The sequence below is a fragment of the Streptomyces sp. 184 genome (assembly GCF_045781775.1).
Lineage (GTDB): Bacteria > Actinomycetota > Actinomycetes > Streptomycetales > Streptomycetaceae > Streptomyces.
Genome location: NZ_CP123230.1, coordinates 5,062,560 through 5,086,565, shown reverse-complemented (window position 1 = coordinate 5,086,565; position 24,006 = coordinate 5,062,560). Strand labels below are relative to the sequence as shown.

The following is a 24,006-nucleotide window of genomic DNA, read 5'->3' as shown; positions in this document are numbered from 1 at the left end:
GTGACGCCGCTGCACCGAACGTGGGAGAGGCACGGGGTGGTGCCCCGCCGGAGTGCCGCGGGCCGTGACCCTGTGAGCCATGCGTTGGACCAGACTCTGTTCCGCGGCCGTCTCCGCCGCCGCCCTGTCCGTACTCGTGGCCGCGCCGAACGCCGCCACCGCCCCCCGCGACGAGCCGCCGTGTACGGCGGGCACCGCGCCGTACCAGCGGGAGCTGGAGAAGGAGGTTCAGCGCGACGTCGACGGCCGGCAGAGCCCGGGGGACTGCGCCGCCATCCGCGACCTTCAGCGCCGCCTCGGCATCCGCCCGGCCGACGGCCGCGCCGACCTGCGGACGTACCGCTACATGCTCGCCGACCGGGTCCGCCGCGACCCCGCGGAGCGCCGCGGCTGCCCGGCGCGCACGTACCGCGTGACGTGCGTGGACCTCAGCCGGCAACTGCTGTGGGTGCAGCAGGGCGAGCGGCTGGTGTTCGCGCCGGTGCCGGTGCGCACGGGGCGCGACGGGCTGGAGACCAGGGGCGGATGGCACCGCATCTACTGGCGCAACATCGACCACTTCTCCACCATCTACCACGTCCCGATGCCGTACGCGCAGTTCTTCGACGGCGGCCAGGCCCTGCACGGCACGGACGCGGACCTGTTCAGTTCGGGCTCCGGCGGCTGCGTGAACCTCACGCAGGCGGACGCGAAGCGGCTGTGGAAGCTGCTGCGCAAGGGCGACCACGTCTACGTCTGGGGCACGAAGCCGGGCACGGGCGGCTGATCGCCGCACCGTGCCCGGCTCGCGTCGCCGCGTCGGCGGCTACTTCTTGCCGCTGTCGTCGCGCCGGTTGTCCAGCTCGACGGTGACGCCCTCCTCCGCGTTCTGCTCGGTCAGCTCGTACGGGCCGCTCACGCGGTTCTCCGGGAGTTCGTAGCCGTCGGGGACCGCGGTCTCCTCCAGGTAGTACTCGCCGAATTCGAGATCACCGAAGTCGCACCGGCCACGGGGGTCGGTGGCGCAGGCGGCGCCTACCCGGGCGTCCGGGTCGGCGCCACCGGTCTGGAGCCCGGCGACGCCGTTGGTCTCGCGCCAGAGCTGGAACACCGCGCCGGCGAGAGGGCTCCCGTCGCGCTCGTCGGTCTTGACGAGGGTGATCTCGCCGGTGCCGGGCTCGACGGGGGTGCGGGTGTCGCGGGCGGTGGCGGTGACGCCCTCGCCGAGGTTCGCCTCGGTCAGCACCAGGGGCCCGAAGACGTCGGGGTCGGGAAGGTCGTAGCCGTCGGGGGCCGCGGTCTCGCGCCAGTAGTAGGTGCCCGGGGGTACGGTGCGGGTGCACTGGCCGGGTGTGCCGGTGGTGCAGGTGTCGATCCGGGTGTCGGGGTCGGTGCCGCCGGTCTGGAGGCCGGGGACGCCGTTGGTCTCCTCCCAGAGTTCGAACTGCGCGCCCGCCAGCGGCTCGCCGGTCACGTCGTCGGTCTTGACCACCGCGACCTCGCCGGTCACCGGCTCCTCGCCGCACTCCGGCAGGTCGCCCTCGAAGGGGTAGGCGTGGATCTCCTGGCCCCCGCCGCCCGACGCCGCGCTGGTGTGGGTGAGGGAGCCGGTGGTGAAGAAGCGGCCGTTCATGCCGGGGATGCTCACCGTGGTCGAGGACGCCTGGTTGCCCACCAGCACGCTGCCCTGGAACTGGCCGGTGCCCTGGAACGACACGTCCGCCGCGTCGGGGAAGTTCCACAGCAGGCGCTCGCGCACCTGGTTGAAGTCGCTGCTGTCGTCGATGGTGCCGCTGTACGTGCTGATCGTGCGGGCGTCGCCGTAGACGTTGATCAGCACGGTGGCGTCGTCCGGGATGTTCTGGAAGCGGATGCCCTCCTGGCCGCCGCTCGCGCTCATCATGTCGAAGTCGACCTCGAACACCTGGAGGCCGGAGCTGCCGTCGCCGGTGAAGACCGTCTCGCCGAGGCTGTGCAGCACGGTGCCGTTCGCCGGGCGCCGCTCGGCGCCGGTGTAGGCGTAGCAGCGGCTCGCGTCCGTCAGCTCGTCGCGCAGCGCCAGGTACGGGTCGGCGGCGGCGTCGTCCTGCTCCAGCGTGGCGTTGACCTGCCCGGTGACCGTGCCGGCGTGGCGGACCACGCCGTCCTCGGCGAGCAGCCGCTCGCCGTCGGCGATGGTGATGTCGCCGCCGGTGGTCAGCCAGTCCGCACCGGGGGAGGGGGCGACCCGGGAGCCGGCGCCGACCTCGCCGATGTTGTAGATCTGGCTGGCCTCCGGGTTCTTGTCCATGTCGAAGTCGTTGAGCACGACGATGCGGCCCTCCGCCTCGGCGGCGTGCTCGCGGACGAGGTAGTCCCGGCCGACGTAGATGTTGATCGCGTCGTCGCGGTAGGTGATCGGGCCGCTGTTGACGGGCGGGTGGCCGCCGGGCGGGCAGGTGCCCGGCACGCACGGCCCGAGCCCGCCCGGCAGCGGGGCGGCCAGCGCCGCGGTCGCTGGGGTGACGGCGGGGCCGCGGACGGGGTCGGGGGCTTCGGCCGCGCCGGCGGCGGTGACGGCGGGGGTGGCGGCCATCGCCAGGGCGCAGGCCACCGGCGCCAGCCGGCGTCTGAGGAGACGGGTGAGCTGCATGCGTACGGACTCCATGGGGGTGGGCGATCGTCCGCGTCAGGCTCACACGCGCCGTCGCGCGGCCCGCGCCGATGGCCCGCGCGCGGGGGCGAAGTCCACCGCAAAGGACCAGGGGCCGCCACTCGGCTGGACCCAGCCGCAAATTCGCGATACATCTCGTCTTGACGGGCTCGCGAAACTCGCGATATATTCGTCCACGAGTATACGGTGACGAGCGTACGAGGGAGGGTCCGTGCCCCCGAAGCGGCGGAAGCTGAGCAACCCGCTGGCCCTGGCCGTGCTGGCCTTCCTCACCGAGCGGTCGATGCACCCGTACGAGATCGCCCAGTTGCTGCGCCAGCGCGGCAAGGAGGAGAGCATCAAGATCAAATACGGCTCCCTCTACACCGTGGTGCAGAACCTGGAGAAGCACGGCTTCGTCACCGCCGCCGGCGTGCAGAAGCAGGGGAACCGGCCGGAGCGCACGGTCTACGCCATCACCGACGCCGGCCGCGAGGAGATGCACGACTGGCTCACCGAGATCGTCGCCGCCCCCCGCCGGGAGTACGGCCACTTCGAGGCCGCCCTCTCCCTGCTCGGCGTGCTGCCGCCGGTCGAGGCGGTCGAGGCCCTCCAGACGCGGCTGGCGCGGCAGGAGATCAGGGCGGCGGGGCTGCGCGGCGCGCTGGCGAAGCTGTACGAGACGCTGCCGCGCGTCTTCGTCGTCGAGACCGAGTACCAGGCGCACATGCTGGAGGCCGAGGCCGCGTGGCTGCGCGGCCTGCTGAAGGAGCTGGCGGACGGCTCCCTCAGCGGCGTCGAGGAGTGGCGCGCCTGGCACGAGACCGGCGAGCTGCCGGCCGAGTGGCAGGACCTGGAGGAGGAGTTGCCCGGCGGCGAGGGCGGGACGCCCGGCGCCGCGCAGGAGACGTACGACACGAGGAAGGGCCCGTAGCGGCCCGGAGGAAATGCGTCCCGGCGGGCTGCGCCAACAGCCCGCCGGGACGGACCCCGAACAACCGGACCTGCGCGAGAGCAGGCGCCGGGCGCCGAGGTGCGGCACACCCCAGGATAGCCAGGCTCCGCTTTCGCCGATCGTCCGGCAGACCCACGCACATCATGCGAGAGCGGAGTTCGCCATGCCCGGAAACGGGACGCTCGCCGTCGAGGCGCGCGAGCTGACCAAGACCTATCCCCACGGCGTCACGGCCCTGGACGGCATGTCCCTGGCCGTCGGGCCCGGCACGGTCTTCGGGCTGCTCGGCCCGAACGGCGCCGGCAAGTCCACCACCGTCAAGATCCTCACCACCCTGGCCCGGCCCGACGGCGGCACCGCGACCGTCGCCGGCCACGACGTGCTGCGCCGCCCCGCCCGGGTCCGGCGCGCGATCGGCGTCGTGGCGCAGAAGTCGGGCGCCGACCCGATGGCCACCGGACGCGAGAACCTGCTCTTGCAGGGCCGGCTGTACGGGCTGCGCGGCGCCCCGCTCGGCCGCCGCGCCGACGAGCTGCTGGAGCGCTTCGACCTGGCCGGCGCCGCGCGCCGCCTGGTGCGCGGCTACTCCGGCGGCATGCAGCGGCGCCTCGACGTGGCGCTGGGCCTGGTGCACCGGCCCGAGGTGCTGTTCCTGGACGAGCCGACGACGGGCCTTGACCCCGAGGCCCGTACCGCGATGTGGGGGGAGATCGCCCGGCTCGCCGGCGGCGAGGGGCTGACCATCGTGCTGACCACGCACTACCTGGACGAGGCCGACAGGCTCGCCGAGCGCATCGCCATCGTCGACCGCGGGCGCGTGGTCGCCGAGGGCACGCCCGACGAGCTGAAGGGCGAGCTGCGCGGCGACGCCGTGCACGTCGAACTCGCCCGCGCGCCGGGGGAGGTGGACGCCGGGCTGCTGCGGGCCGCGCTGGCCGACTTCGCGGGCGTACGCGAGGCGGTGCTCGACGGGCGCAGGCTGAGCGCCCGGGCCGCGGACGGCGCCGCCGCGGTGCCGCGGGTGCTGGCCGCGCTGGAGCGCGAGGGCGCCGAGGTGGCCGCGGTGACCGTCGCCCGGCCCTCGCTGGACGACGTCTACCTGCGCTACGCCGGCCGCCGGTTCGCCGACGCGGACAGCGCGGGCGCCGCCGGCGCCCCGCCGGCCGCCGTGGCCGCGGGGGGTGCGCGATGAGCGCCGTCGCCGCCCAGACCTGGTACATGACGCAGCGCCAGCTGACCGCGTTCGTGCGGCAGCCGGCGTACCTGCTGATCACCCTGCTCCAGCCGGTGATCTGGCTCTTCCTCTTCGGCAACCTGTTCAAGAAGATCACCGACCTGCCGGGCTTCGGCACCGGCTCGTACCTGGACTACCTCATCCCCGGCGTGGTCGTGATGACCGCGCTCAGCTCCAGCATGTGGGCCGGCATGGGCACGCTGGAGGAGATCGAGCGCGGCACCCTCAACCGCTTCCTGACCACCCCGGTCAGCCGCGGGGCGCTGATGAACGCCAACGTGATCAACAACGGCCTCAGCGTGCTCGTGCAGGCGGTCGTGATCGTCCTGCTCGGGCTGCTCGCCGGCGCCGACTACGCGGGCGGGGCCGTCGGGCTGCTCGTGCTGGTGGTGGCGGCGATCCTGCTGGGCACCGTCTTCGGGGCGATGTCCAACGCGATCGGCATGGTGGTGCGGCAGCGCGAGTCGATCATCGGCGTCAACACGTTCCTGCTGCTGCCGCTGACGTTCCTGTCCTCGTCGTTCATGGCGCCGGCGCTGATGCCCTCCTGGATGCGGCACGTCGCCGACTTCAACCCCGTCGACTGGGCGGTGGTGGCCGGCCGGGGCGCGCTGTCGGCGGACCCGGACTGGGGCGAGGTGCTGGGGCGGTGCGGCGCGCTGCTGGCGGTGGCGGTGGCGGCGGTGTGGCTGTCCACCCGGACGTTCCGTACGTACCAGCGATCCGTCTGAGCCGCCCCGCGGGGCTCAGGGTACGGAGCCGGCGGCCGGCTCCGTACCCTCCTGCTCGCGCTCGACGGCCTCGTTCCACTGCTTCTTGGAGGACTGCCAGCCGTCCTCGTCGTGGCCGAGCCGCCAGTAGCCGGAGATCGACAACTGCTCGCGCGGCATCTCCCGCTCCAGCCGCAGGTGCCGGCGCAGCTCCTTGACCATTGCGGCCTCGCCGTGCACGAAGGCGTGCGCGCGGCCGGGCGGGAAGTCCAGCGCCTTCACCGCCTCCACGAGGGCCCGGCCCACCGGCCGTCCGTCGCGGTACAGCCAGGTGACCCCGGCGCCTTCGGGGGCGGCCAGCGGCTGGCGCTCGGCCGCGTCGGCGACCTCGATCAGCACGTGCGCCACGGCGCCGTCGGGGACGCGCTCCAGCGAGGCGGCGATGGCCGGCAGCGCGCTCTCGTCGCCCGCCAGCAGGTGCCAGTCGGCGGCCGGGCTCGGCGCGTACGCGCCCCCGGGGCCGAGGAAGCGCACCACCTCGCCCGGCCGGGCGCGCAGCGCCCACGGGCCGGCCACGCCGGCGTCGCCGTGCACGACGAAGTCCAGGGCCAGCTCGCGCGCCTTGGGGTCCCAGTCGCGCACGGTGTACGTGCGCATCAGCGGCCACCGGTCGCGGGGCAGGTCGCGGCGGATGGCCTCCAGGTCGTACGGCTCGGGGTACTCCGCGCCCGGCGCGGGGAAGAGGAGCTTGACGTAGTGGTCGGTCCACTCGCCCGCCGTGAAGCCGGGCAACTCCTCGTCGCCGAGGACCACGCGCACCATGTGCGGGGTGAGTTGCTCGGTGCGCACCACGCGGGCGGTGTGGACCTGGCGCTTCCGGCCGGTGGGGCGGTCTGCCACGTGAACCTCCGGGACGAAGGGAAGTTAGGGTTACCTAACCTAACACCCCGGCGATCGTTCCGTGGCCGGAAACCGACCGGCGTGCCCCGTCCGGGGCCCCGCCTCAGCCGCGCAGCGTCGTCAGCAGCCGCTCCAGCGAGCCCCCGAGCCCCCAGCGCTTCGCGAGCGCCGCCAGCCGCTCCGGATCCCGGGGCGTGCGCGGCAGCGCCGGGTCGTACGCCGGCAGCGGCACGTCGGCCGCGACCCGCACCACCTTCGGCGCCACCTCGACGTACGGCCGCGCCTCGTCGAGCCGGCGCCGCTGCGCCGGGGTGAGCCGCGAGGACGGGTCGCCGACGGCGGCCATGATGCCGGCGAGGTCGCCGTACGCGTCGAGGAGCTTGGCGGCGGTCTTCTCGCCGATGCCGGGCACGCCCGGCAGGCCGTCGCTGGGGTCGCCGCGCAGCAGGGCCAGGTCGGCGTAGCCGGAGCCGTCGACGCCGTACTTCTCGCGCAGCGCCGCCCCGTCCAGGACGGTGGCGTTGCCGACGCCCTTGACCGGGTACACCACCCGTACCCCGCGGGCGTCGTCGATGAGCTGGAAGAGGTCGCGGTCGCCGGTGATGATGTCCACCGGCCCGGTCGCGTGCGCCGTGAGCGTGCCGATCACGTCGTCCGCCTCGTACGGGGCCACGCCCACCCGCGCGATGCCGAGGGCGTCCAGCACCTCCTCGATGACCGGCACCTGCGGCGACAGCGTGTCCGGCACGACCTCCTCGTCCGCCTCCGCCTCGCCGGGGTGCTCCTCGGCGACCCGGTGCGCCTTGTACGACGGGATGAGGTCCACCCGCCACTGCGGGCGCCAGTCCGCGTCCATGCACGCGACGAGGTCGTCCGGGCGGTGGTCGGCGACGAGGCGGGAGATGAAGTCGAGCAGCCCCCGCACGGCGTTCACGGGAGTGCCGTCCGGGGCCGTGACCGATTCCGGTACGCCGAAGTACGCGCGGAAGTAGAGGCTGGCCGTGTCGAGCAGCATCAGGCGTCGGGTCATCCCCTGATGATGCCGTATGCGCCGCGACCAAACGCGATCGAGATGTGAACTGGGTCACGCAATGGTTTGGACATCGCCATCCTGGGCAGCGGCGGAGGTGGAGTGAACCGATGGTTTATACACGGACAATTCGGTGAGCACACGGGCAGAACCCGCGTCACTCCACGACCTGCCGACGGGGGAGGCAGGTCGATTTTTCCGTTCGAGGCGTGAGGTGTATGTGAGCAGGCTCCAGGCGGAGCACCTCTACAAGGTGTTCGGTAAACGGCCAGAGGACGCGGTCGCCAGGCTAGAGGCGGGCGAAGACCGCGAGAAACTTCGCAAGAAGGGCACAACCGCCGCGGTGGTGGACGCCTCGTTCACCGTCGAGTCCGGCGAGATATTCGTGGTCATGGGCCTCTCCGGGTCCGGCAAGTCCACCTTGCTGCGCATGCTCAACGGGCTGCTCGACACCACGTCGGGCCGGGTGCTCTTCGACGGCCAGGACCTGACGTCGCTGACCGACCGCCAACTCCGCGAGGTGCGCTCCACGAAGATCAGCATGGTCTTCCAGCACTTCGCGCTCTTCCCGCACCGCAGCGTCCTGGAGAACGCCGCGTACGGGCTGGAGGTCCAGGGCATACCCCGGGCGGAGCGCGAGCAGCGCGCCACCGAGGCCCTGGAGCTGACCGGCCTGAAGGGCTGGGAGCACCAGTGGCCCGACGAGCTGTCCGGCGGCATGAAGCAGCGCGTCGGCCTGGCCCGCGCGCTGGCCACCAACGCCGACCTGCTGCTCATGGACGAGTCCTTCAGCGCCCTCGACCCGCTGATCCGGCGCGACATGCAGGACCAGCTCATCGAGCTCCAGTCCAAGCTGAAGAAGACCATCGTCTTCATCACCCACGACCTGAACGAGGCCATGCGCCTGGGCGACCGCATCGCCGTCATGCGCGACGGCCGCATCGTCCAGATCGGCACCCCCGAGGACATCCTCGTCCGGCCCGCCGACGACTACGTCCGCCGCTTCGTCGAGGACGTCGACCGCACCCGGGTGCTCACCGCCGGCTCCATCATGGAGGAGCCGCAGGACGGCCTCTCCCCGAAGGAGCTGCGCCTCGCCGCGCCCGTCAGCGTCACCGAGGACACCCCCGTCGCCGAGCTGTTCGGTCCGTTCGCGACCGGCGACGACGCCGTCGGCGTCACCGACGCGGACGGCGACCTCGTCGGCCTCGTCGAGCGCGGCCGGCTGCTGTCCATCCTCGGCGACCAGGCCGGCGACGACGAGGGCGAAAAGGTGATCGCCGGTGCCTGAGATCGACTTCGGGTCCCGGGTCGAGTCGGTCGTCGACTGGCTCAAGGACCACCTCGGCTGGCTCTTCGACTTCATCGACACGGTCCTCACCGGCATGTACGACGGCGTCAACGCCGTCCTCGACGCGCCGGAACCGCTCGTCATGGCCGGCATCTTCGCCGTGATCGCCTTCTGGCTGCGCGGCCCGCTGCCCGCGGTGCTCGCGTTCGCCGGCTTCGCCATCGTCGACTCGGTGCAACTGTGGCCGGAGGCCATGGAAACCCTGTCGATGGTGCTGGTAGCCACCGCCATCACCGTGGTGGTCGCCGTGCCGCTGGGCATCTGGGCGGCCCGTAACAAGGTCGTCAGCACCGCCGTCAGGCCGTTGCTCGACTTCATGCAGACGATGCCCGCCTTCGTCTACCTGATCCCGGGCGTCATCTTCTTCTCCATCGGCATCACCCCGGGCATCATCGCGACCATCGTGTTCGCCATGCCGCCCGGCGTGCGCATGACCGAGCTGGGCATCCGGCAGGTCGACGCCGAACTGGTCGAGGCCGCCGAGGCGTTCGGCACCAAGCCCGCCGACACGCTGCGCCGCGTGCAGCTCCCGCTGGCGCTGCCGACGATCATGGCCGGCGTCAACCAGGTGATCATGCTCGCGCTGTCCATGGTCGTCATCGCCGGCATGGTCGGCGGCGGCGGCCTCGGCGAGGTCGTCTACAACGCCGTCACCCGGGTCGCCATCGGCACCGGCTTCGAGAGCGGCCTGGTCGTCGTCATCCTCGCCATGTACCTGGACCGGATGACCGGCGCGCTCAACCAGCGCGTCTCGCCGCTGGGCCGGCGTGCGCTGGCCAAGACCGCCGCCGCGGTCGACCGGTGGAAGTTCCTGCACTACAAGCCCACCACCGCGATCGCCACCGTCGGCATCGTCGTGCTGGCGCTGCTCGCCGGCGGGCTGAACCTGGCCGAATCCGACGACGACGAGGGCACCCAGCAGGCAGCCGCCTCCACGGACGTCGGCCAGGGCCGCCAGATCGACATCGGCTACATCCCCTGGGACGAGGGCATCGCCTCCACCTACCTGTGGCAGGAGGTGCTGGAGCAGCGCGGCTTCGAGGCCGAGACCAAGCAGCTCGACCCCGGCCCCCTCTTCACCGCCGTCTCCGAGGGTCAGGTCGACTTCCAGACCGACGCCTGGCTGCCCGTCACGCACGAGCAGTACTGGGAGAAGTTCGGCGACAAGATGGAGGACATGGGCTCCTGGTACGGGCCCACCACGCTGGAGCTGTCCGTCCCGTCGTACATGAAGGACATCAAGTCGCTTGAGGATCTGAAGGATCACAAGGGCGAGTTCGAGGGCAAGATCATCGGCATCGAGGCGAGTGCCGGGATGATGGGGATCCTCAAGGACAAGGTCGTCAATGAATACGGCCTGGAGGACTGGGAGGTCGTCTCCTCGTCCACCTCCTCGATGCTCGCCGAGCTGGAGCGCGCCTACCAGGCCGAGGAGCCGGTGGTCGTCACGCTCTGGTCGCCGCACTGGGCGTACAGCAAGTACGACATGACCAAGCTGGAGGACCCCAAGAGCGCCTGGGGCTCCGGTGACGACGTGCACACCACCGCCCGCAAGGGCTTCGCGAAGGACGAGCCCGTCGTCGCCGAGTGGCTGCGCGACTTCACCATGAAGGAGAAGGAGCTCACCAGCCTGGAGGAGATGATCGTCGACGCCGGGGAGGGCAACGAGCAGCAGGCCGTCCGCGACTGGCTGGAGAAGAACGAGGGCTACGTCGACAAGATGGCCCCGCTGCCCAAGGGCGGCAGCGGCGGCACGCAGGGCAAGGACGCGGGCAAGACCGTGAACCTCGGCTACTTCCCGTGGGACGAGGCCATCGCGTCCACGTACCTGTGGCAGAACGTGCTGGAGGACCGCGGCTACAAGACCAACGTCAAGCAGCTCGACCCCGGCCCGCTCTACACGGCGCTCGCCGAGGGCCAGATGGACGTGCAGTTCGACGCCTGGCTACCGGTCACGCACGAGCAGTACTGGGAGAGATTCGGCGACGACCTCACCGACATAGGCTCCTGGTACGGGCCCACGACGCTGGAGTTGTCCGTTCCGTCGTACATGAAGGACATCAAGTCGCTTGAGGATCTGAAGGATCACAAGGGCGAGTTCGAGGGGAAGATCATCGGCATCGAGGCGAGTGCCGGGATGATGGGGATCCTCAAGGACAAGGTCGTGGGCGAGTACGGCCTGGAGGACTGGGAGGTCGTCTCCTCGTCCACCTCCTCGATGCTCGCCGAGCTGGAGCGCGCGTACGACAAGAAGGAGCCCATCGTCGTCACGCTGTGGTCGCCGCACTGGGCCTACGGCAAGTGGGACCTGACCAAGCTGGAGGACCCGAAGGGGGCCTGGGGCGAGGGCGACGACATCCACACCGTGGCCAAGAAGGACTTCGCCGAGGACTTCCCGGAGTTCCACGAGTGGCTGAAGGACTTCAAGCTCTCCGAGGAGGAGCTGTCCTCGCTGGAGGTCGAGATCCAGAACGGCGGGGAGGGCAAGGAGAAGGAGTCCGCCCGCAAGTGGATGGACGACAACCCGAAGGTCATCGACAGGATCGCACCGCTGTCCTGACCGACGGTCCGACGCCGGGCGCCCCGCCGTCCCCCTCCCGGGGGGTGGCGGGGCGCTCGGCTGCCGACTTCCCTACGCCCCGCGCAGCGCCGCGCCCAGCACCTGCGGCGCCGCCGCCAGCGACGGTCCGTACCACGTCAGATGGCGCCCGCTGACCAGCGCCGAAGCCGTCTCCGGGAACGCCTCCGGGCCGTCGTCCGCCGCGAACGCGTACGGCTCGTCCGGCAGCACCACCAGCTCCGCCCCGCTTCCGCGCAGCTCCGCGAGCGGCACCCGCGGATACCGCTCCGCGTGCCCCGCGTACACGTTCTCCACCCCCAGCCGCGCCAGCAGGTCCCCGGCGAACGTCTCCCGGCCCAGCACCATCCACGGCCGCCGCCACACCGGCACCACCGCCCGCCGCTCACGCCCCGCCGGCGGCCGCAGGTCCCGCCACGCCGCCCGGGCGGCGTCCAGCCACTCCGGCCGCGCCGGGGCCCCGCACGCCGCCAGCACCCGCGCCAGCTCGGTGAACGCCTGCGCCAGCGTGCGGACTTCGGTGACCAGCACGTCGAGACCGGCCGCCCGCAGCGCGGCGAGGTCGGGCTCGCGGTTCTCCTCCTCGTTGGCGAGGACCAGGTCGGGCGCCAGCGCGACGATCCGCCCGACGTCCGGGTTCTTGGTCCCGCGCACCCTCACGACATCGAGCCCTGCCGGGTGGCCGCACCAGTCGGTGGCGCCGACGAGCGCGCCGGGCGCCGATACGGCGATCGCCTCGGTCAGCGACGGAACCAGGGAAACCACCCGCCTGCGTGCCATGCCCTTCAGGCTACGGCGACGGGCCGCCGCCCACCGGGCCCGCCGGCAGGTCGCCGCGGGCCACGGCCGCCCCCGTACGTACCGCGGCCGTCAGCCAGGCCGCCACCAGCAGCCCGTACAGCAGCACCGCCAGCCCGCGGAACGCCGCGAGCCCGGTGTGCTCCGCCAGGCTCGCCGCGCCCGTCACGCACGTGCCCACGGGGAACGTGAACGCCCACCACGTCAGTGCGAACGGCATGCCGCGCCGCACCGCGCGTGCGACCAGCGCCCCCGCCACCGCCAGCCACAGCAGTGCGAAGCCCAGCACCGGCACCCCGTACAGCGTCGCGAACGCGCCCGGCACCGCCGCCGAGCCGTCCGCCAGCGCCCCCGCCGCCGTCGTCGACTGCCCGAGCGGGCCCAGCACCAGGAACAGCGCCGGTGTCAGCGCGAGCGGCAGCGGCCCCCGCTCCACCAGCCGGGCGAACACCAGCGGCAGCATCATCAGCGTCGCCAGCAGGCTCATCCCGAACATCCCGAAGCACCCCAGCACCAGCGACTCCCGCCACTGCCCGGCCGGCAGCCGCGGCGCCAGCGCCGGGCCCGTCGCGGCCGACACCATCGGCGCCACCACCGGCAGCAGCCACACGGGGGAGGCGCCGCCGGGCCGCACACGGTGGCGTACGACCATCAGATACGGCACGGCGACGGCCGCCACGAGACCCACCGCGGTACCGGCCATCCACAGCGCGGCGTTGACGGCGAACGCGGCGTCCGCGCCGGTCACCCGCGCGCCCGCCGCCGTCGTCGCGGCGCCCACCGCGAGCAGGGCCATCGACAGGCATCCGTAGAACGGCGCGACCGCCGGATCGGCGAGGTGCGCGCGGGCGCGGTCGGCGTGCCGGGCCCAGTGCACGGCGCGCGCGGCCAGCAGCGTGGCGAGCAGGACGGCGGAGAGTGCCCAGACGGGCAGGAGCGCGGCGTCCGGCAGGCCGACCGCGGCGCCGGCGGTGGCGACGATGGCGGTGCCCATGACGCAGGCGTACCACTGGGGGCCGAGGTCGCGGGTGAACGGCCGGCGCTCGCGGGCGGCGTCGCGGCGGGAGCCGGGGCCGGGACGGGGGCCGGGGCGAGGGCGCGGGCGGACGAGCGTGGTGGCGGCCATGGTGTCAGCCTCGCCGGGGGCGCGGGTTGGCTGGTAGGGACCGCTTCTCTATCGGCCCATAAGGTGGGGTTATGAGCGAGTACGAGGCCGGGGACGCCCCGGAGGCGTCGCTGGCCCGCCGGGTGCCGGACCTGGCGGCGCTGGAGCTGCTGCTCGCCGTCGCCCGGCTGGGCAGCCTCGGGCGGGCGGCGAAGGCCGTCGGCGTGAGCCAGCCCGCGGCCAGCGCCCGTATCCGGTCGATGGAGCGCCGGCTCGGCGTCGCGCTCGTGCACCGCTCGCCGGCCGGCTCGCGGCTCACCGAGGCGGGCGGCGTCGTGACGGAGTGGGCCCGGCGGGTGGTGGAGGCCGCGGAGGCGTTCGACGCGGGCGCGCAGGCGCTGCGCGCCCGGCGGGACTCGCGGCTGCGGGTGGCGGCGAGCCTCACCGTCGCGGAGTACCTGCTGCCGGGGTGGCTGGTCGCGCTGCGCGCGGCGCGGCCGGAGACGGCGGTGTCGCTCCTGGCGGGCAACTCGGTGGCGGTGGCGTCGCAGGTCCGGGACGGGGCGGCGGACCTGGGGTTCGTCGAGGGCGCGGCGGCGCCGGAGGGGCTGGACGGCGCGGTCATCGGGCACGACCGGCTGCTGGTCGTGGTCGCGCCGTCGCACGCCTGGGCGCGGCGGCGCCGGCTGCCGCCGGCGGAGCTGGCGGGGGCGGCGCTGGTGCTGCGGGAGCAGGGCTCGGGTACGCGGCAGGTGCTGGACGGGGCGCTGGCCCCGTACGGCGGGCTGGGGGTGCCGCTGCTGGAGCTGGCGTCGACGACGGCGGTGAAGTCGGCGGCGGTGACGGGGGCGGGGCCGGCGGTGCTGTCGGAGCTGGCGGTGGCGGACGAGGTGGCGGCGCGGCGGCTGGTGGCGGTGGAGGTGGCGGGCCTGGACCTGACCCGGGCACTCCGGGCGGTCTGGCCCCGCGGCCAGCGCCCCACGGGCCCGGCCCGCGACCTGTTGTCCCTGACGAGAACGACAGCGGGGCCGGGCTCGTAGCCGGGCGTCGCACGGGCCCGAGTGCCGCCGGATGCCGTACGGGCGCGGGCGCCGGCCGGGCCCGGGGCGGCCGGGGCGCCCCGGATGTGCCTCTTGCCGCCTCCTCGCGGCCCCGTCCCCGAGCCCCCCGACAGGGCTGCGCCTTGCACTCCCGTACCCTCTGCATCCACCGGCCCGCTGCGTTACCCTCGTTCCCACCTGAGCTTGATCGTCGAGGCGTCGAGTGACGCGGGGAGCGCGTGGTGTCAGCAGACGACCAGTCCTTCATACCCGGCGTGTCCGTCGACCGGCCGACGTCCGCCCGTGTCTACGGCTGGCTGCTGGGCGGCAAGGACAACTACGCCGTGGACCGGGAGTTCGCCCTCAGGCAGCTCCAGGAGTTCCCCGCCGGGCTCGACATCACCCGCGAGAACCGCCTGTTCCTCTTCCGGGCCGTGCGCTGGCTCGTGCAGGAGGCCGGCATCCGCCAGTTCCTCGACATGGGCTGCGGGCTGCCCACGGACAACAACGTCCACCAGGTCGCCCAGCGCTTCACCCCCGACGCCCGCGTCGTGTACGTCGACAACGACCCCATCGTCCTCGCCCACGGCCGCGCGCTGCTCGCCGAGGACGACTCCACCATCGTCGTCGACGGCGACCTGCGCGAGCCCGCCGCCATCCTCGACGACCCGACCGTCGGCCGGCTCATCGACTTCGACGAGCCGCTCGCCGTGCTCTACCTGTCGGTCATGCACCACGTACCCGACGAGGACGACCCCGTCGGCGTGCTCGGCGCCGTGCTCGACCGCGCCCGGCCCGGCAGTTGCGTGTGCCTGTCGCAGGTGGCGACCGACGACGCCGCCACCAGCGCCGCGATGACCGCGAGCGTCCGCGCCAAGGGCATCCCGTGGCAGACCCGCACGCCGGCCGAGGTCGATGCCCTGGTCGCGGGGCTCGAACCCGTGGAGCCTGGGCTGGTGGATCTGGTCGACTGGCGGCCCGACCGGTTCCAGCCGCCGCTGGCCCCCGTCGACCCGGTGCTCGCGCCTTATCTGGGTACGACGAAGCACGCCAAGCCGGTCTACGAGTACGGCGGCATCGTCCGCAAGCCCGGGGACTGAGGGGCTCAGCCCGCCGCCTCCACCAGGCCCCGCATCACCCGCACGTCCTCGCCCATCTCCGGGTGCCACTGGACGCCCAGCGCGAAGGCCCCCGCGTCCGGCAGCTCCACCGCCTCCACCACCCCGTCCGCCGCGTACGCGGAGGCGATCACGCCGTCGCCCAGTTCCGCGATCGCCTGGTGGTGGTACGCCGGGACCGTCACCGCCTCCGGCAGCAGCGCGGCGAGCCGGGTGCCCGGGACCGGTTTGATCTCGTGTGCGCCGAAGACGCCCGGGCTCTCGCGGTGGCCCTCCATGTGCTGGCACAGCGTGCCGCCGCGGGCGACGTTCAGCACCTGGGCCCCGCGGCAGACCCCCAGCAGCGGCAGCTCCGCGGCCAGCGCCGCGTCGACCAGGGCCAGTTCCCAGGCGTCCCGCTCGCGGGAGGTGGGGGTGACGGCGTCCGTCCGGGCGTCCGCGGGGGCGCCGTAGCGGGCGGGGTCCAGGTCCGGGCCGCCCGCGACGACCAGGCCGTCAAGGCGGCGCAGCGTCTCCGCCGCGCGGGCGGGGTCGTCCGGCGGGAGGAGGGCCGCAAGGCCGCCGGCGCGCTGGGCCAGGCGGTGGTACCCGGCGGGCAGCAGGGCGGCGGGCAGGCGCCACCGACCCCACCGGGCCTCGTCGACGAGGTAGGTGGAGATGCCGATCAGGGGCCGGGTCATCAGGTCTCCTCCGCTTCGCCTAGGAGCGCTCCAGTTCCGCCTCCGCCTCGGCCAGCGCCGCGAACTCCTCCTCGGGCGCCGCCGCGACCAGACGGTGCCGACTGTAGAGGGCGAAATATCCCACGGCCACCGCGTATACGCAGCCCGCGATCATGGCCGCCCACCTGTCCACCAGGAACGTCGCCACCAGCGCCGACAGCGCGAGCACGAACGCCACCGAGGACGTCACCGCCCCGCCGGGAGTGCGGTAAGGGCGGTGCAGCCCGGGCTCGCGGCGGCGCAGCACGATGTGCGAGAGCGCCATCAGCGCGTACGAGATGGTGGCCCCGAACACCGCGACGTTCAGCATCCGCGCCCCGTCCCCGGTGCCGGCCGCCAGCGCGAAGCCGATCGCGCCGGGCACGAGCAGGCCCAGGTACGGGGCCTTGCGGCGGGAGGTGAGGGAGAGGACGCGGGGCAGGTAGCCGGCCCGGGAGAGCGCGAAGAGCTGCCGCGAGCCGGCGTAGATGAGGGAGAAGAACGACGCGACGAGCCCGGCGAGGCCCGCGTAGTTGACGAACCGGCTGAGCGCGGTCGCCTCGCCGTCCGGTTGCAGCGCCTCGACCAGCGGGTTGCCCGCGCCCTGCACGGCCGCCGAGCCGCGGGCGCCGGCCGCGGTGATGAAGGTGACGACGGCGAGCAGCAGCAGGATGCCCATCGCCCAGGCCATCGCGCGCGGCAGCGTACGGGACGGGTTCCTGGTCTCCTCCGCGGCCAGCGGCACCCCCTCGACGCCGAGGAAGAACCACATCCCGAACGGGAACGCCGCCCAGATGCCCATGATCCCGAACGGCAGCCAGGAGTTGGCGCCGAAGGCGCCGGAGTCGACGGGGATGTCGTTCAGCGAGCCGGCGCTGAACTCGGTGATCGCGCCGATGGCGAAGATGAGCAGCGCCGCGACCGCGACGGCGGTCACGACGAGGCTGAAGCGCAGCGCCTCGCCGACGCCCCACAGGTGGATGCCGAGGAAGATCGCGAAGCAGGCGAGGTAGACGGGCCAGCCGGAGGTGAGCCCGAACAGCTCCAGGGACTCGACGTAGTCGCCGATGAAGATGACGATCGCGGCCGGCGCGAGGACGTACTCGATGAGGATCGCCGTCCCGGTCATGAACCCGCCCCAGGGGCCCAGCGCCTTGCGCGCGAAGCCGTAGCCGCCGCCCGCGGTGGGCAGGACGGCGGCCAGCTCGGCGAGGGCGAAGACCAGGCAGGTGTACATCACGCCCATCAGCAGCGCGGCGATGGCCAGGCCGCCGAACCCGCCCTCCGCCAGGCCGAAGTTCCAGCCGGAGAAGTCGCCGGAGACGACGTACGCCACGCCGAGGCCGGTGAGCAGCAGCGGCCCGGCGCTGCCGGCGCGCAGCGCGCGGCGCTTGAGGTAGGCGTCGTCCGCGGCGGCGTGCGGGGCGGGGCCGGAGCCGGGGGCGGCGCCGGGGCCGGCGTCGGGAGCGGCCCGGGGGCCGGGCGGTGCGGTGCGGGACTCGGTGCCTTCGCTCATGGTGCCGCTCCTGCCTCAACGGACGTGAGAACCGGTATTGGTGTGGCCCCATACCTTTGCGGCGCCGACGTGACGAGCGCAAGCCCCGTGCATGAACGTCCTGTTACGCGGCCCGGCGCCGGCCGGCGGCGCTCAGCCCAGGAAGCCGCGCAGCAGCGCCGCCGTGCCGGCGCAGTGCTCCCGCATCGCCTCGCGGGCGGCGCCGGGGTCGCCGCCGAGCACCGCCCCGACGAGCGCGGCGTGCTGCGCCTGGCTGTGCTCCAGGTTCCTGACCAGCAGCGGGATGCAGTCCAACAGGTCGTTGACGGTGGCGCGTACGGCCGCGTACTGCGCGGCGAGCAGCGGCGAGCCCGCCAGCTCGGCCAGCGTCAGGTGCAGCAGGGTGTCCAGCCGCCGGTAGTCGCCCAGCGGCGCGTCCTGGGTGGCCTGGAGCGCGGCGCGCAGCCGCGCCCGCTGCTCCGCCGCGAGCCCGGTGCCGGCGCACAGCTCCGCGGCGCCGGTCTCCAGCACCTCGCGGAAGCGGAGCACGTCCTCCAGGTCCGTACGCTCCGTGCGCCGGCGCAACTCCTCCTGCGCGTCCCGGCGCGCGGGCGTGCGCTCCCGTACGAACGTGCCCCCGTAGCGCCCCCGGCGGCTCTCCACCAGGCCCTCGTCCTGGAGCACCTTCAGCACGTCCCGCAGCGTCACCCGGCTGATCCGCAGCCGCTCGGCCAGCTCGCGCTCCGCGGGCAGCCGCCCGCCCGGCGGCACCAGGCCCAGCCGCAGCACCTGGAGTATCTGCTCCAGCGCCTCCTCGAAGCCGTTGCCCGCGCGCACCGGACGCAGTACGGTCCGCAGCCCGTCACCGGCCGCCGCGCTGGTGAACGCTCTCATCCCGACCCCGCCCTCCCGACCCGCTGCCCCGGCCTACTTCACAACCAAAGGTATCCACGCCTACCTTAAGACGTCCGCAGAAGAGGAGACCGAGCCGTGACCGACTCCGACCGCACCCCCGCGCTGCCCGTGTCCGAGCTGCACCGGCTCGTCGACGCCGGTGAGCTGGACACCGTAGTCCTGGCCTTCACCGACATGCAGGGCCGGCTCCAGGGCAAGCGCTTCGCCGCCCCCTTCTTCCTCGACGAGGTCCTGGCGCACGGCACCGAGGGCTGCAACTACCTGCTGGCCGTGGACGCCGACATGAACACCGTCGACGGCTACGACATGTCCTCCTGGGAGCGCGGCTACGGCGACTTCGCCATGCACCCCGACCTCGCCACCCTGCGCCGGATCCCCTGGCACCCCGGCACCGCCATGGTCACCGCCGACCTCGCCTGGCACGACGGCGCGCCCGTCACCGCCTCCCCGCGGCAGGTGCTGCGGCGCCAGCTCGACCGGCTCGCCGCCCGCGGCTGGACCGCGTACGTGGGCACGGAGCTGGAGTTCATGGTCTTCAAGGACACCTACGAGCAGGCGTGGAACAGCGCGTACCGGGGCCTGACCCCCGCCAACCAGTACAACGTCGACTACTCCGTCCTCGGCACCGGCCGCATCGAGCCCCTGCTGCGCCGCATACGCAACGAGATGGCCGCCGCCGGCCTGACCGTGGAGTCCGCCAAGGGCGAGTGCAATCTCGGCCAGCACGAGATCGCCTTCCGCTACGACGACGCCCTGACCACCTGCGACCAGCACAGCATCTACAAGACCGGCGCCAAGGAGATCGCCGCCCAGGAGGGCACGGCGCTGACCTTCATGGCCAAGTACGACGAGCGCGAGGGCAACTCCTGCCACATCCACCTGTCCGTACGCGACGCCGACGGCGCCCCCGTCTTCGCCGCCCCCGGTGGGTCCGACGAGGAGCCCGACCCGTACGGCATGTCCGAGACCATGCGGCACTTCGTCGCCGGCCAGCTCGCCTGCCTGCCCGAACTGACGCTCCTCTACGCCCCGAACATCAACTCCTACAAGCGGTTCAGCCCTGGCTCCTTCGCCCCCACCGCCGTCGCCTGGGGCCCCGACAACCGCACCTGCGCCGTCCGCGTCGTCGGCCACGGCGCCTCGCTGCGGCTGGAGAACCGGCTGCCGGGCGGCGACGTCAACCCGTACCTCGCCGTCGCCGGGATGATCGCCGCCGGGCTGCACGGCGTCGAGCAGAAGCTCGAACTCCCCGCCGCCTGCACCGGCAACGCCTACGCCGGCGACGCCGCGCACGTCCCGGCCACCCTGCGGGACGCCGCCGAGCTGTGGAGCGGCAGCACCCTGGCCCGGGAGGCGTTCGGCGAGGACGTCGTACGGCACTACCGCAACATGGCGCGGGTCGAGCAGGAGGCGTACGACACCGCCGTCACCGACTGGGAACGCTTCCGGTCCTTCGAGCGCATGTGAGGTCGAACCCCTTGGCAGCACCGGCATCAGAAACACCCGCAACACCGGCGGCACCCGCCGTGCCGCACGAGCACACCGTCGTCAACCCCGCCACCGAGGAGACCGTCGCCACCGTCCCGGCCGCCGGCCCCGCCGAGGTCGGCGCCGCCGTCGCCCGCGCCGCCGCGGCCCAGCGGCACTGGGCCGCCCTCGCCCCCGGTGACCGCGCCCGGCTGCTGCGCCGCTTCGCCGCCGAGGTCGACGCCCGGACCGAGGAGCTGGCCCGGCTGGAGGTCGCCGAGGCCGGTCACCCGGTCGCCGCCGCCCGCTGGGAGGCGGGCAACGTACGCGACCTCCTCGACTACGCCGCCGGGGGAGTGGAGCGGCTGACCGGCAGCCAGATCCCGGTGGCCGGCGGGCTGAACGTCACCTTCGCGGAACCGCTCGGCGTCGTCGGCGTCATCGCCCCGTGGAACTTCCCCATGCCCGTCGCCGCCTGGGGCACCGCCCCGGCGCTCGCCGCCGGCAACGCCGTCGTGCTCAAGCCCGCCGAGACCACCCCGCTGACCGCGCTGCGGCTCGCGGAGCTGGCGCTCGAAGCGGGCCTGCCCGAGGGGCTGTTCCAGGTCGTGCCGGGCGCCGGACCGGTCGCGGGGGCGGCGCTGGTGGAGCACCCGGACGTGGCGAAGATCGTCTTCACCGGCTCCACCGCCGTCGGCAAGCGCATCGCCGCCCGCTGCGCGGAGCATGTGAAGCGCGTCACCCTCGAACTCGGCGGCAAGAGCCCGAACATCGTCTTCGCCGACGCCGACCTGGAGCGCGCCGCTGCCGCCGCCCCCGGCTCGTTCCTCGACAACACCGGCCAGGACTGCTGCGCCCGCAGCCGCATCCTCGTCCAGCGCAGCGTGTACGACCGCTTCCTCGCCCTGCTGGAGCCCGCCGTCCTCGCCTTCACCGCCGGCGACCCCGCCGACCCCGCCACGCGGATGGGCCCGCTGATCTCCGCCGCCCACCGCGAACGGGTCCGCGGCCACGTTCCCGAGTCGCGGCCCGCCGCCATCCGCGGCACCGTCCCCGGCGGACCCGGGTACTGGTACCCCGCCACCGTCCTCACCGACGCGCCGCCCGACGCCCCGGTCAGCCGCGAGGAGGTCTTCGGCCCCGTCGCCGTCGTCCACGCCTTCGACGACGAGGCCGACGCCGTACGCCTCGCCAACGCCGGCCCGTACGGCCTGTCCGGCTCGCTGTGGACCCGCGACACCGGCCGTGCCATCCGCGTCTCGCGCGCCGTGGCCGCCGGGAACCTCTCGGTCAACTCGCACAGCAGCGTGCGCTACTGGACGCCCTTCGGCGGCTTCAAGCAGTCCGGCCTCGGCCGCGAGCTGGGCCCGGACGCACTCGCGTCGTTCACCGAGACCAAGAACGTCTTCATCGGCACCGAGGAGTGAGCACGTTGACCGACCAGACCCCCGTCTGCCGCCGGCTGCCCGGCCGCACCGCCGTCGTCACCGGAGCCGGCAGCGGCATCGGCCTGGCCACCTCCCGCCGGCTTGCGGCCGAGGGCGCGCACGTCGTGTGCGCCGACATCGACGAGGCCGCGGGCAAGGCGGCGGCCGAGGCGGCCGGCGGGCTGTTCGTACGCGCCGACGTCACCGTCCAGGACGACGTCGAGGCGCTGTTCCGGACCGCGTACGACACGTACGGCTCGGTCGACGTCGCGTTCAACAACGCCGGCATCTCGCCGCCCGAGGACGACTCGATCCTGCTCACCGGCATCGACGCCTGGCGCCGCGTGCAGGAGGTCAACCTCACCTCCGTCTACCTGTGCTGCAAGGCCGCCATCCCGTACATGCAGCGGCAGCGCCGCGGCTCCATCGTCAACACCGCCTCGTTCGTGGCCGTCATGGGCGCCGCGACCTCCCAGATCAGCTACACCGCGTCCAAGGGCGGCGTGCTGGCCATGTCCCGCGAGCTGGGCGTGCAGTTCGCCCGCGAGGGCATCCGCGTCAACGCCCTGTGCCCGGGGCCGGTCAACACCCCGCTGCTGCGAGAGCTGTTCGCCAAGGACCCGGAGCGCGCGGCCCGGCGGCTGGTGCACATCCCCGCGGGCCGCTTCGCGGAGGCGGAGGAGATCGCCGCGGCGGTGGCGTTCCTGGCCAGCGACGACGCGTCGTTCGTCAACGCCGCGGAGTTCCTGGTCGACGGGGGCATCGCGGGCGCCTACGTCACGCCCCTGTAGGCGCGGGGCGCTCGCCGGGCGGGTGCGGCCACCGGGCGGGGGCGCTCACAGGAACGTACGGCCCTCGCCGCGGTACGTCGCGACGGCCTCCGTGACGCGCTCGCCCTCGATCAGGTGCAGCGCGTCGAAGCGCTCGCACAGCTCGCCCGCCTTGGCGTGCCGGAACCACACCCGGTCGCCGACCAGCAGGTCGTCGGCCGGGGAGCCGAGCAGCGGGGTCTGCACCTCGCCGGCGCCCTCCTGCCGGTCGTAGCGCAGGCCCTCCGGCAGGTACGGCACGGGCAGCCGGTCGGCGCCCGGGGCACCGGAGGCGGGGTAGCCGCCGCCGAGGACGGTGACGACGCCGACGCCCGGGCGGCGTACGACGGGCAGGGCGAAGACGGCGGCGGGGCGGCCGTCGAACGCCGTGTAGTTGTCGAAGAGCCGCGGCTGGTAGAGCCCCGAGCCGGCGGCGACCTCGGTGACCGCGTCCTCCGCGGCGGTGTGCTGCACGCTGCCCGTACCGCCGCCGTTGACGAACTCCAGGTCCGCCAGCCGGCGCACCGCCGCCACCGCCTCCGCCCGCCGCTCGGCGAGCTGCCGGCGGGCCGCGGCCTGCATCAGCCGTATCCCGCGCGAACGCACCGGCGACCCGCGCACGTCGTCCCCGACGCCGGCCACGTGCCCCTCGTACGCCATCAGGCCCACCAGCCGGAAGCCCGGCCGGCGCACCACCTCGCGGGCCACCGCCGCCAGCGCCGCCGCGTCCGACAGCGGCGAGCGGCGGGCGCCCACGCGCAGCCGGCCGCCGAGCAGCCGCAGCGAGGTGTCCAGCTCCAGGCAGACGCGCACCTCCTCGCGCCCCCGCCCGCGGGCGGCGTCCACGAGGTCCAACTGCGCGGGGTCGTCGGCCATCACCGTCACCGCGGCGGCGAGCTTCGGGTCCCCGGCCAGCTCGGCGAAGCCGGCCCGGTCGGCGGACGGGTAGGCCAGCAGCACGTCCTCGAAGCCGGAGCGCGCCAGCCACAGCGACTCGGCGAGCGTGAAGGACATGATCCCGGCGAAGCCGGGCCGGGCGAGCACCCGCTCCAGCAGCGCCCGGCAGCGCACCGACTTGCTCGCCACCCGGACCGGCTTGCCCGCGGCGCGGCGCACCAGAGCGGCGGCGTTGGCGTCGAACGCCTCGGTGTCGACGGCGGCGAACGGGGCGTCGAGCGCGGCGGTCGCCCGGTCGTAGCGGGCGCGCAGGGCCGCGTGATCAGGGATGAAGGCGGTGTGGTCCGGCATGGGGGAAGCCTGCCACCGCGTGGCCGGGAGGCGGTAGGGGGTGCGGACGGGATGAGGCATTCGGGCGGCGCACCGTCCGTCGCGGGAGCCCAGTAGAGTGTCGCGAGCGCCTGTCCGCAGGTCATCCGGGGCTACTCACAGGAGGGGAGTGAGGGGGCTGTTGAGCACGGACGCAGAGCAGACGCCCGCGGCCCCGCCGTCGCCGGACTCCCCGTCCGCGGCGAAGCCGCGGGCCGGCGCTGAGCCCGCCCTGCCCGCCCTGCCGGCGCAGTCCGCGGGCACCGCGGCCACCGCCGGCGCCCCGGCGCCGGCCGCCGAACCCGCTTCGGCCACCGCGCCCGTACGGCCCCCGCGCCCCGCGCCGCCGGCCGAACCCCCGCCGCCGTCCGCCCCGTCCGCCTGCGCGGCATCCCCCGCGACCCCGGCGTCCCCGGCATCCCCGGCGTCCGCCTCGCCCACGCCGCCGCACCACCCGCCGCGGCCGTACGCACCGCCCGTGCCCGCCGTCCCTCCCAAG

The 24,006-nt window shown here is 73.8% G+C and carries 21 protein-coding genes; 11 read left to right on the top strand and 10 right to left on the bottom strand.

Going from position 1 to position 24,006, the window contains the following annotated elements:
- The first annotated feature begins 79 nt into the window (after positions 1-79).
- Positions 80-766, top strand: coding sequence for a L,D-transpeptidase (locus tag QBL21_RS21430; protein ID WP_407563843.1), 687 nt, complete (start codon positions 80-82; stop codon positions 764-766).
- Between the two features lie 39 nt (positions 767-805).
- Here the strand turns inward: QBL21_RS21430 and QBL21_RS21425 are convergent, their stop codons facing one another.
- Entirely contained in the window at positions 806-2,611 is a 1,806-nt protein-coding gene (locus QBL21_RS21425; RefSeq protein ID WP_407563842.1) for a choice-of-anchor A family protein, read from the bottom strand.
- 232 nt (positions 2,612-2,843) lie between these two features.
- Between QBL21_RS21425 and QBL21_RS21420 the strand changes: the two genes are divergently transcribed.
- The 3 genes from QBL21_RS21420 to QBL21_RS21410 all read left to right on the top strand — a co-directional run bounded on the left by QBL21_RS21420 (position 2,844) and on the right by QBL21_RS21410 (position 5,531).
- Complete coding sequence (locus tag QBL21_RS21420; RefSeq protein WP_407563841.1) at positions 2,844-3,545, top strand: helix-turn-helix transcriptional regulator; 702 nt, start codon at positions 2,844-2,846, stop codon at positions 3,543-3,545.
- A gap of 184 nt (positions 3,546-3,729) precedes the next feature.
- Positions 3,730-4,758 (top strand): ATP-binding cassette domain-containing protein, encoded by a 1,029-nt coding sequence (locus QBL21_RS21415; protein WP_407563840.1) that lies wholly within the window; start codon positions 3,730-3,732, stop codon positions 4,756-4,758.
- The gene (locus QBL21_RS21410) at positions 4,755-5,531 is read left to right on the top strand and encodes an ABC transporter permease (RefSeq protein WP_407563839.1); all 777 of its coding nucleotides are present in this window, start codon (positions 4,755-4,757) and stop codon (positions 5,529-5,531) included. The genes QBL21_RS21415 and QBL21_RS21410 overlap by 4 nt, the downstream gene beginning before the upstream one ends.
- Before the next feature lie 15 nt (positions 5,532-5,546).
- On the opposite strand, the gene QBL21_RS21405 is transcribed toward QBL21_RS21410, so the two are convergent.
- Positions 5,547-6,410 carry a siderophore-interacting protein gene (locus QBL21_RS21405; RefSeq protein WP_407563838.1) on the bottom strand — a complete coding sequence of 288 codons (864 nt, stop codon included), beginning with the start codon at positions 6,408-6,410 and terminating at the stop codon, positions 5,547-5,549.
- A 103-nt stretch (positions 6,411-6,513) separates the two neighbouring features.
- On the bottom strand, positions 6,514-7,425 hold the full coding sequence (locus QBL21_RS21400; protein ID WP_407566501.1) for a 5'-3' exonuclease H3TH domain-containing protein: 912 nt from the start codon (positions 7,423-7,425) through the stop codon (positions 6,514-6,516).
- 235 nt (positions 7,426-7,660) lie between these two features.
- Between QBL21_RS21400 and QBL21_RS21395 the strand changes: the two genes are divergently transcribed.
- Entirely contained in the window at positions 7,661-8,731 is a 1,071-nt protein-coding gene (locus QBL21_RS21395) for a glycine betaine/L-proline ABC transporter ATP-binding protein (protein ID WP_407563837.1), read from the top strand.
- Positions 8,724-11,351 carry an ABC transporter permease/substrate binding protein gene (locus QBL21_RS21390; RefSeq protein ID WP_407563836.1) on the top strand — a complete coding sequence of 876 codons (2,628 nt, stop codon included), beginning with the start codon at positions 8,724-8,726 and terminating at the stop codon, positions 11,349-11,351. Before QBL21_RS21395 ends, QBL21_RS21390 begins: the two co-directional genes overlap by 8 nt.
- A 72-nt stretch (positions 11,352-11,423) precedes the next feature.
- Here QBL21_RS21390 and QBL21_RS21385 read toward each other — a convergent pair whose 3' ends face one another.
- Both QBL21_RS21385 and QBL21_RS21380 read right to left on the bottom strand, forming a co-directional pair.
- On the bottom strand, positions 11,424-12,149 hold the full coding sequence (locus QBL21_RS21385; protein WP_407563835.1) for a helical backbone metal receptor: 726 nt from the start codon (positions 12,147-12,149) through the stop codon (positions 11,424-11,426).
- A 10-nt stretch (positions 12,150-12,159) separates the two neighbouring features.
- Complete coding sequence (locus tag QBL21_RS21380; RefSeq protein ID WP_407563834.1) at positions 12,160-13,293, bottom strand: TDT family transporter; 1,134 nt, start codon at positions 13,291-13,293, stop codon at positions 12,160-12,162.
- 71 nt (positions 13,294-13,364) lie between these two features.
- Between QBL21_RS21380 and QBL21_RS21375 the strand changes: the two genes are divergently transcribed.
- The gene (locus tag QBL21_RS21375; RefSeq protein WP_407563833.1) at positions 13,365-14,312 is read left to right on the top strand and encodes a LysR family transcriptional regulator; all 948 of its coding nucleotides are present in this window, start codon (positions 13,365-13,367) and stop codon (positions 14,310-14,312) included.
- 242 nt (positions 14,313-14,554) lie between these two features.
- Positions 14,555-15,412, top strand: coding sequence for an SAM-dependent methyltransferase (locus QBL21_RS21370; protein WP_407563832.1), 858 nt, complete (start codon positions 14,555-14,557; stop codon positions 15,410-15,412).
- 5 nt (positions 15,413-15,417) lie between these two features.
- Here the strand turns inward: QBL21_RS21370 and QBL21_RS21365 are convergent, their stop codons facing one another.
- The 3 genes from QBL21_RS21365 to QBL21_RS21355 all read right to left on the bottom strand — a co-directional run bounded on the left by QBL21_RS21365 (position 15,418) and on the right by QBL21_RS21355 (position 18,517).
- Positions 15,418-16,110, bottom strand: coding sequence for a gamma-glutamyl-gamma-aminobutyrate hydrolase family protein (locus tag QBL21_RS21365; protein WP_407563831.1), 693 nt, complete (start codon positions 16,108-16,110; stop codon positions 15,418-15,420).
- Between the two features lie 19 nt (positions 16,111-16,129).
- Positions 16,130-17,644 carry an ethanolamine permease gene (eat, locus tag QBL21_RS21360; RefSeq protein WP_407563830.1) on the bottom strand — a complete coding sequence of 505 codons (1,515 nt, stop codon included), beginning with the start codon at positions 17,642-17,644 and terminating at the stop codon, positions 16,130-16,132.
- A gap of 132 nt (positions 17,645-17,776) precedes the next feature.
- Positions 17,777-18,517, bottom strand: coding sequence for a FadR/GntR family transcriptional regulator (locus QBL21_RS21355; protein ID WP_407563829.1), 741 nt, complete (start codon positions 18,515-18,517; stop codon positions 17,777-17,779).
- A gap of 96 nt (positions 18,518-18,613) precedes the next feature.
- Here QBL21_RS21355 and QBL21_RS21350 point away from each other — a divergent pair, with 96 nt between their 5' ends.
- Genes QBL21_RS21350 through QBL21_RS21340 form a run of 3 tightly spaced genes read left to right on the top strand, consistent with a single transcriptional unit; the run spans position 18,614 to position 22,223 of the window.
- Positions 18,614-20,005: a glutamine synthetase family protein gene (locus QBL21_RS21350; protein WP_407563828.1), complete on the top strand. Its 1,392-nt coding sequence runs from the start codon at positions 18,614-18,616 to the stop codon at positions 20,003-20,005.
- A gap of 59 nt (positions 20,006-20,064) precedes the next feature.
- Positions 20,065-21,432 carry an aldehyde dehydrogenase family protein gene (locus QBL21_RS21345; protein ID WP_407563827.1) on the top strand — a complete coding sequence of 456 codons (1,368 nt, stop codon included), beginning with the start codon at positions 20,065-20,067 and terminating at the stop codon, positions 21,430-21,432.
- 5 nt (positions 21,433-21,437) lie between these two features.
- Entirely contained in the window at positions 21,438-22,223 is a 786-nt protein-coding gene (locus QBL21_RS21340) for a 3-oxoacyl-ACP reductase (RefSeq protein WP_407563826.1), read from the top strand.
- A gap of 45 nt (positions 22,224-22,268) precedes the next feature.
- Here the strand turns inward: QBL21_RS21340 and QBL21_RS21335 are convergent, their stop codons facing one another.
- Positions 22,269-23,489 carry an alanine racemase gene (locus QBL21_RS21335; protein ID WP_407563825.1) on the bottom strand — a complete coding sequence of 407 codons (1,221 nt, stop codon included), beginning with the start codon at positions 23,487-23,489 and terminating at the stop codon, positions 22,269-22,271.
- A 135-nt stretch (positions 23,490-23,624) separates the two neighbouring features.
- The gene (locus tag QBL21_RS21330) at positions 23,625-23,948 is read right to left on the bottom strand and encodes a hypothetical protein (RefSeq protein ID WP_407563824.1); all 324 of its coding nucleotides are present in this window, start codon (positions 23,946-23,948) and stop codon (positions 23,625-23,627) included.
- Positions 23,949-24,006: the final 58 nt, after the last annotated feature.

Bases quoted from the DNA above. Each gene is read 5' to 3' on its own strand.
- QBL21_RS21425 (WP_407563842.1), bottom strand. From the start codon at position 2,611: ATGCAGCTCACCCGTCTCCTCAGACGCCGGCTGGCGCCGGTGGCCTGC.
- QBL21_RS21430 (WP_407563843.1), top strand. From the start codon at position 80: ATGCGTTGGACCAGACTCTGTTCCGCGGCCGTCTCCGCCGCCGCCCTG.
- QBL21_RS21335 (WP_407563825.1), bottom strand. From the start codon at position 23,489: ATGCCGGACCACACCGCCTTCATCCCTGATCACGCGGCCCTGCGCGCC.
- QBL21_RS21400 (WP_407566501.1), bottom strand. From the start codon at position 7,425: ATGCTGCTCGACACGGCCAGCCTCTACTTCCGCGCGTACTTCGGCGTA.
- QBL21_RS21365 (WP_407563831.1), bottom strand. From the start codon at position 16,110: ATGACCCGGCCCCTGATCGGCATCTCCACCTACCTCGTCGACGAGGCC.
- QBL21_RS21380 (WP_407563834.1), bottom strand. From the start codon at position 13,293: ATGGCCGCCACCACGCTCGTCCGCCCGCGCCCTCGCCCCGGCCCCCGT.
- QBL21_RS21410 (WP_407563839.1), top strand. From the start codon at position 4,755: ATGAGCGCCGTCGCCGCCCAGACCTGGTACATGACGCAGCGCCAGCTG.
- eat (WP_407563830.1), bottom strand. From the start codon at position 17,644: ATGAGCGAAGGCACCGAGTCCCGCACCGCACCGCCCGGCCCCCGGGCC.
- QBL21_RS21385 (WP_407563835.1), bottom strand. From the start codon at position 12,149: ATGGCACGCAGGCGGGTGGTTTCCCTGGTTCCGTCGCTGACCGAGGCG.
- QBL21_RS21415 (WP_407563840.1), top strand. From the start codon at position 3,730: ATGCCCGGAAACGGGACGCTCGCCGTCGAGGCGCGCGAGCTGACCAAG.
- QBL21_RS21355 (WP_407563829.1), bottom strand. From the start codon at position 18,517: ATGAGAGCGTTCACCAGCGCGGCGGCCGGTGACGGGCTGCGGACCGTA.
- QBL21_RS21375 (WP_407563833.1), top strand. From the start codon at position 13,365: ATGAGCGAGTACGAGGCCGGGGACGCCCCGGAGGCGTCGCTGGCCCGC.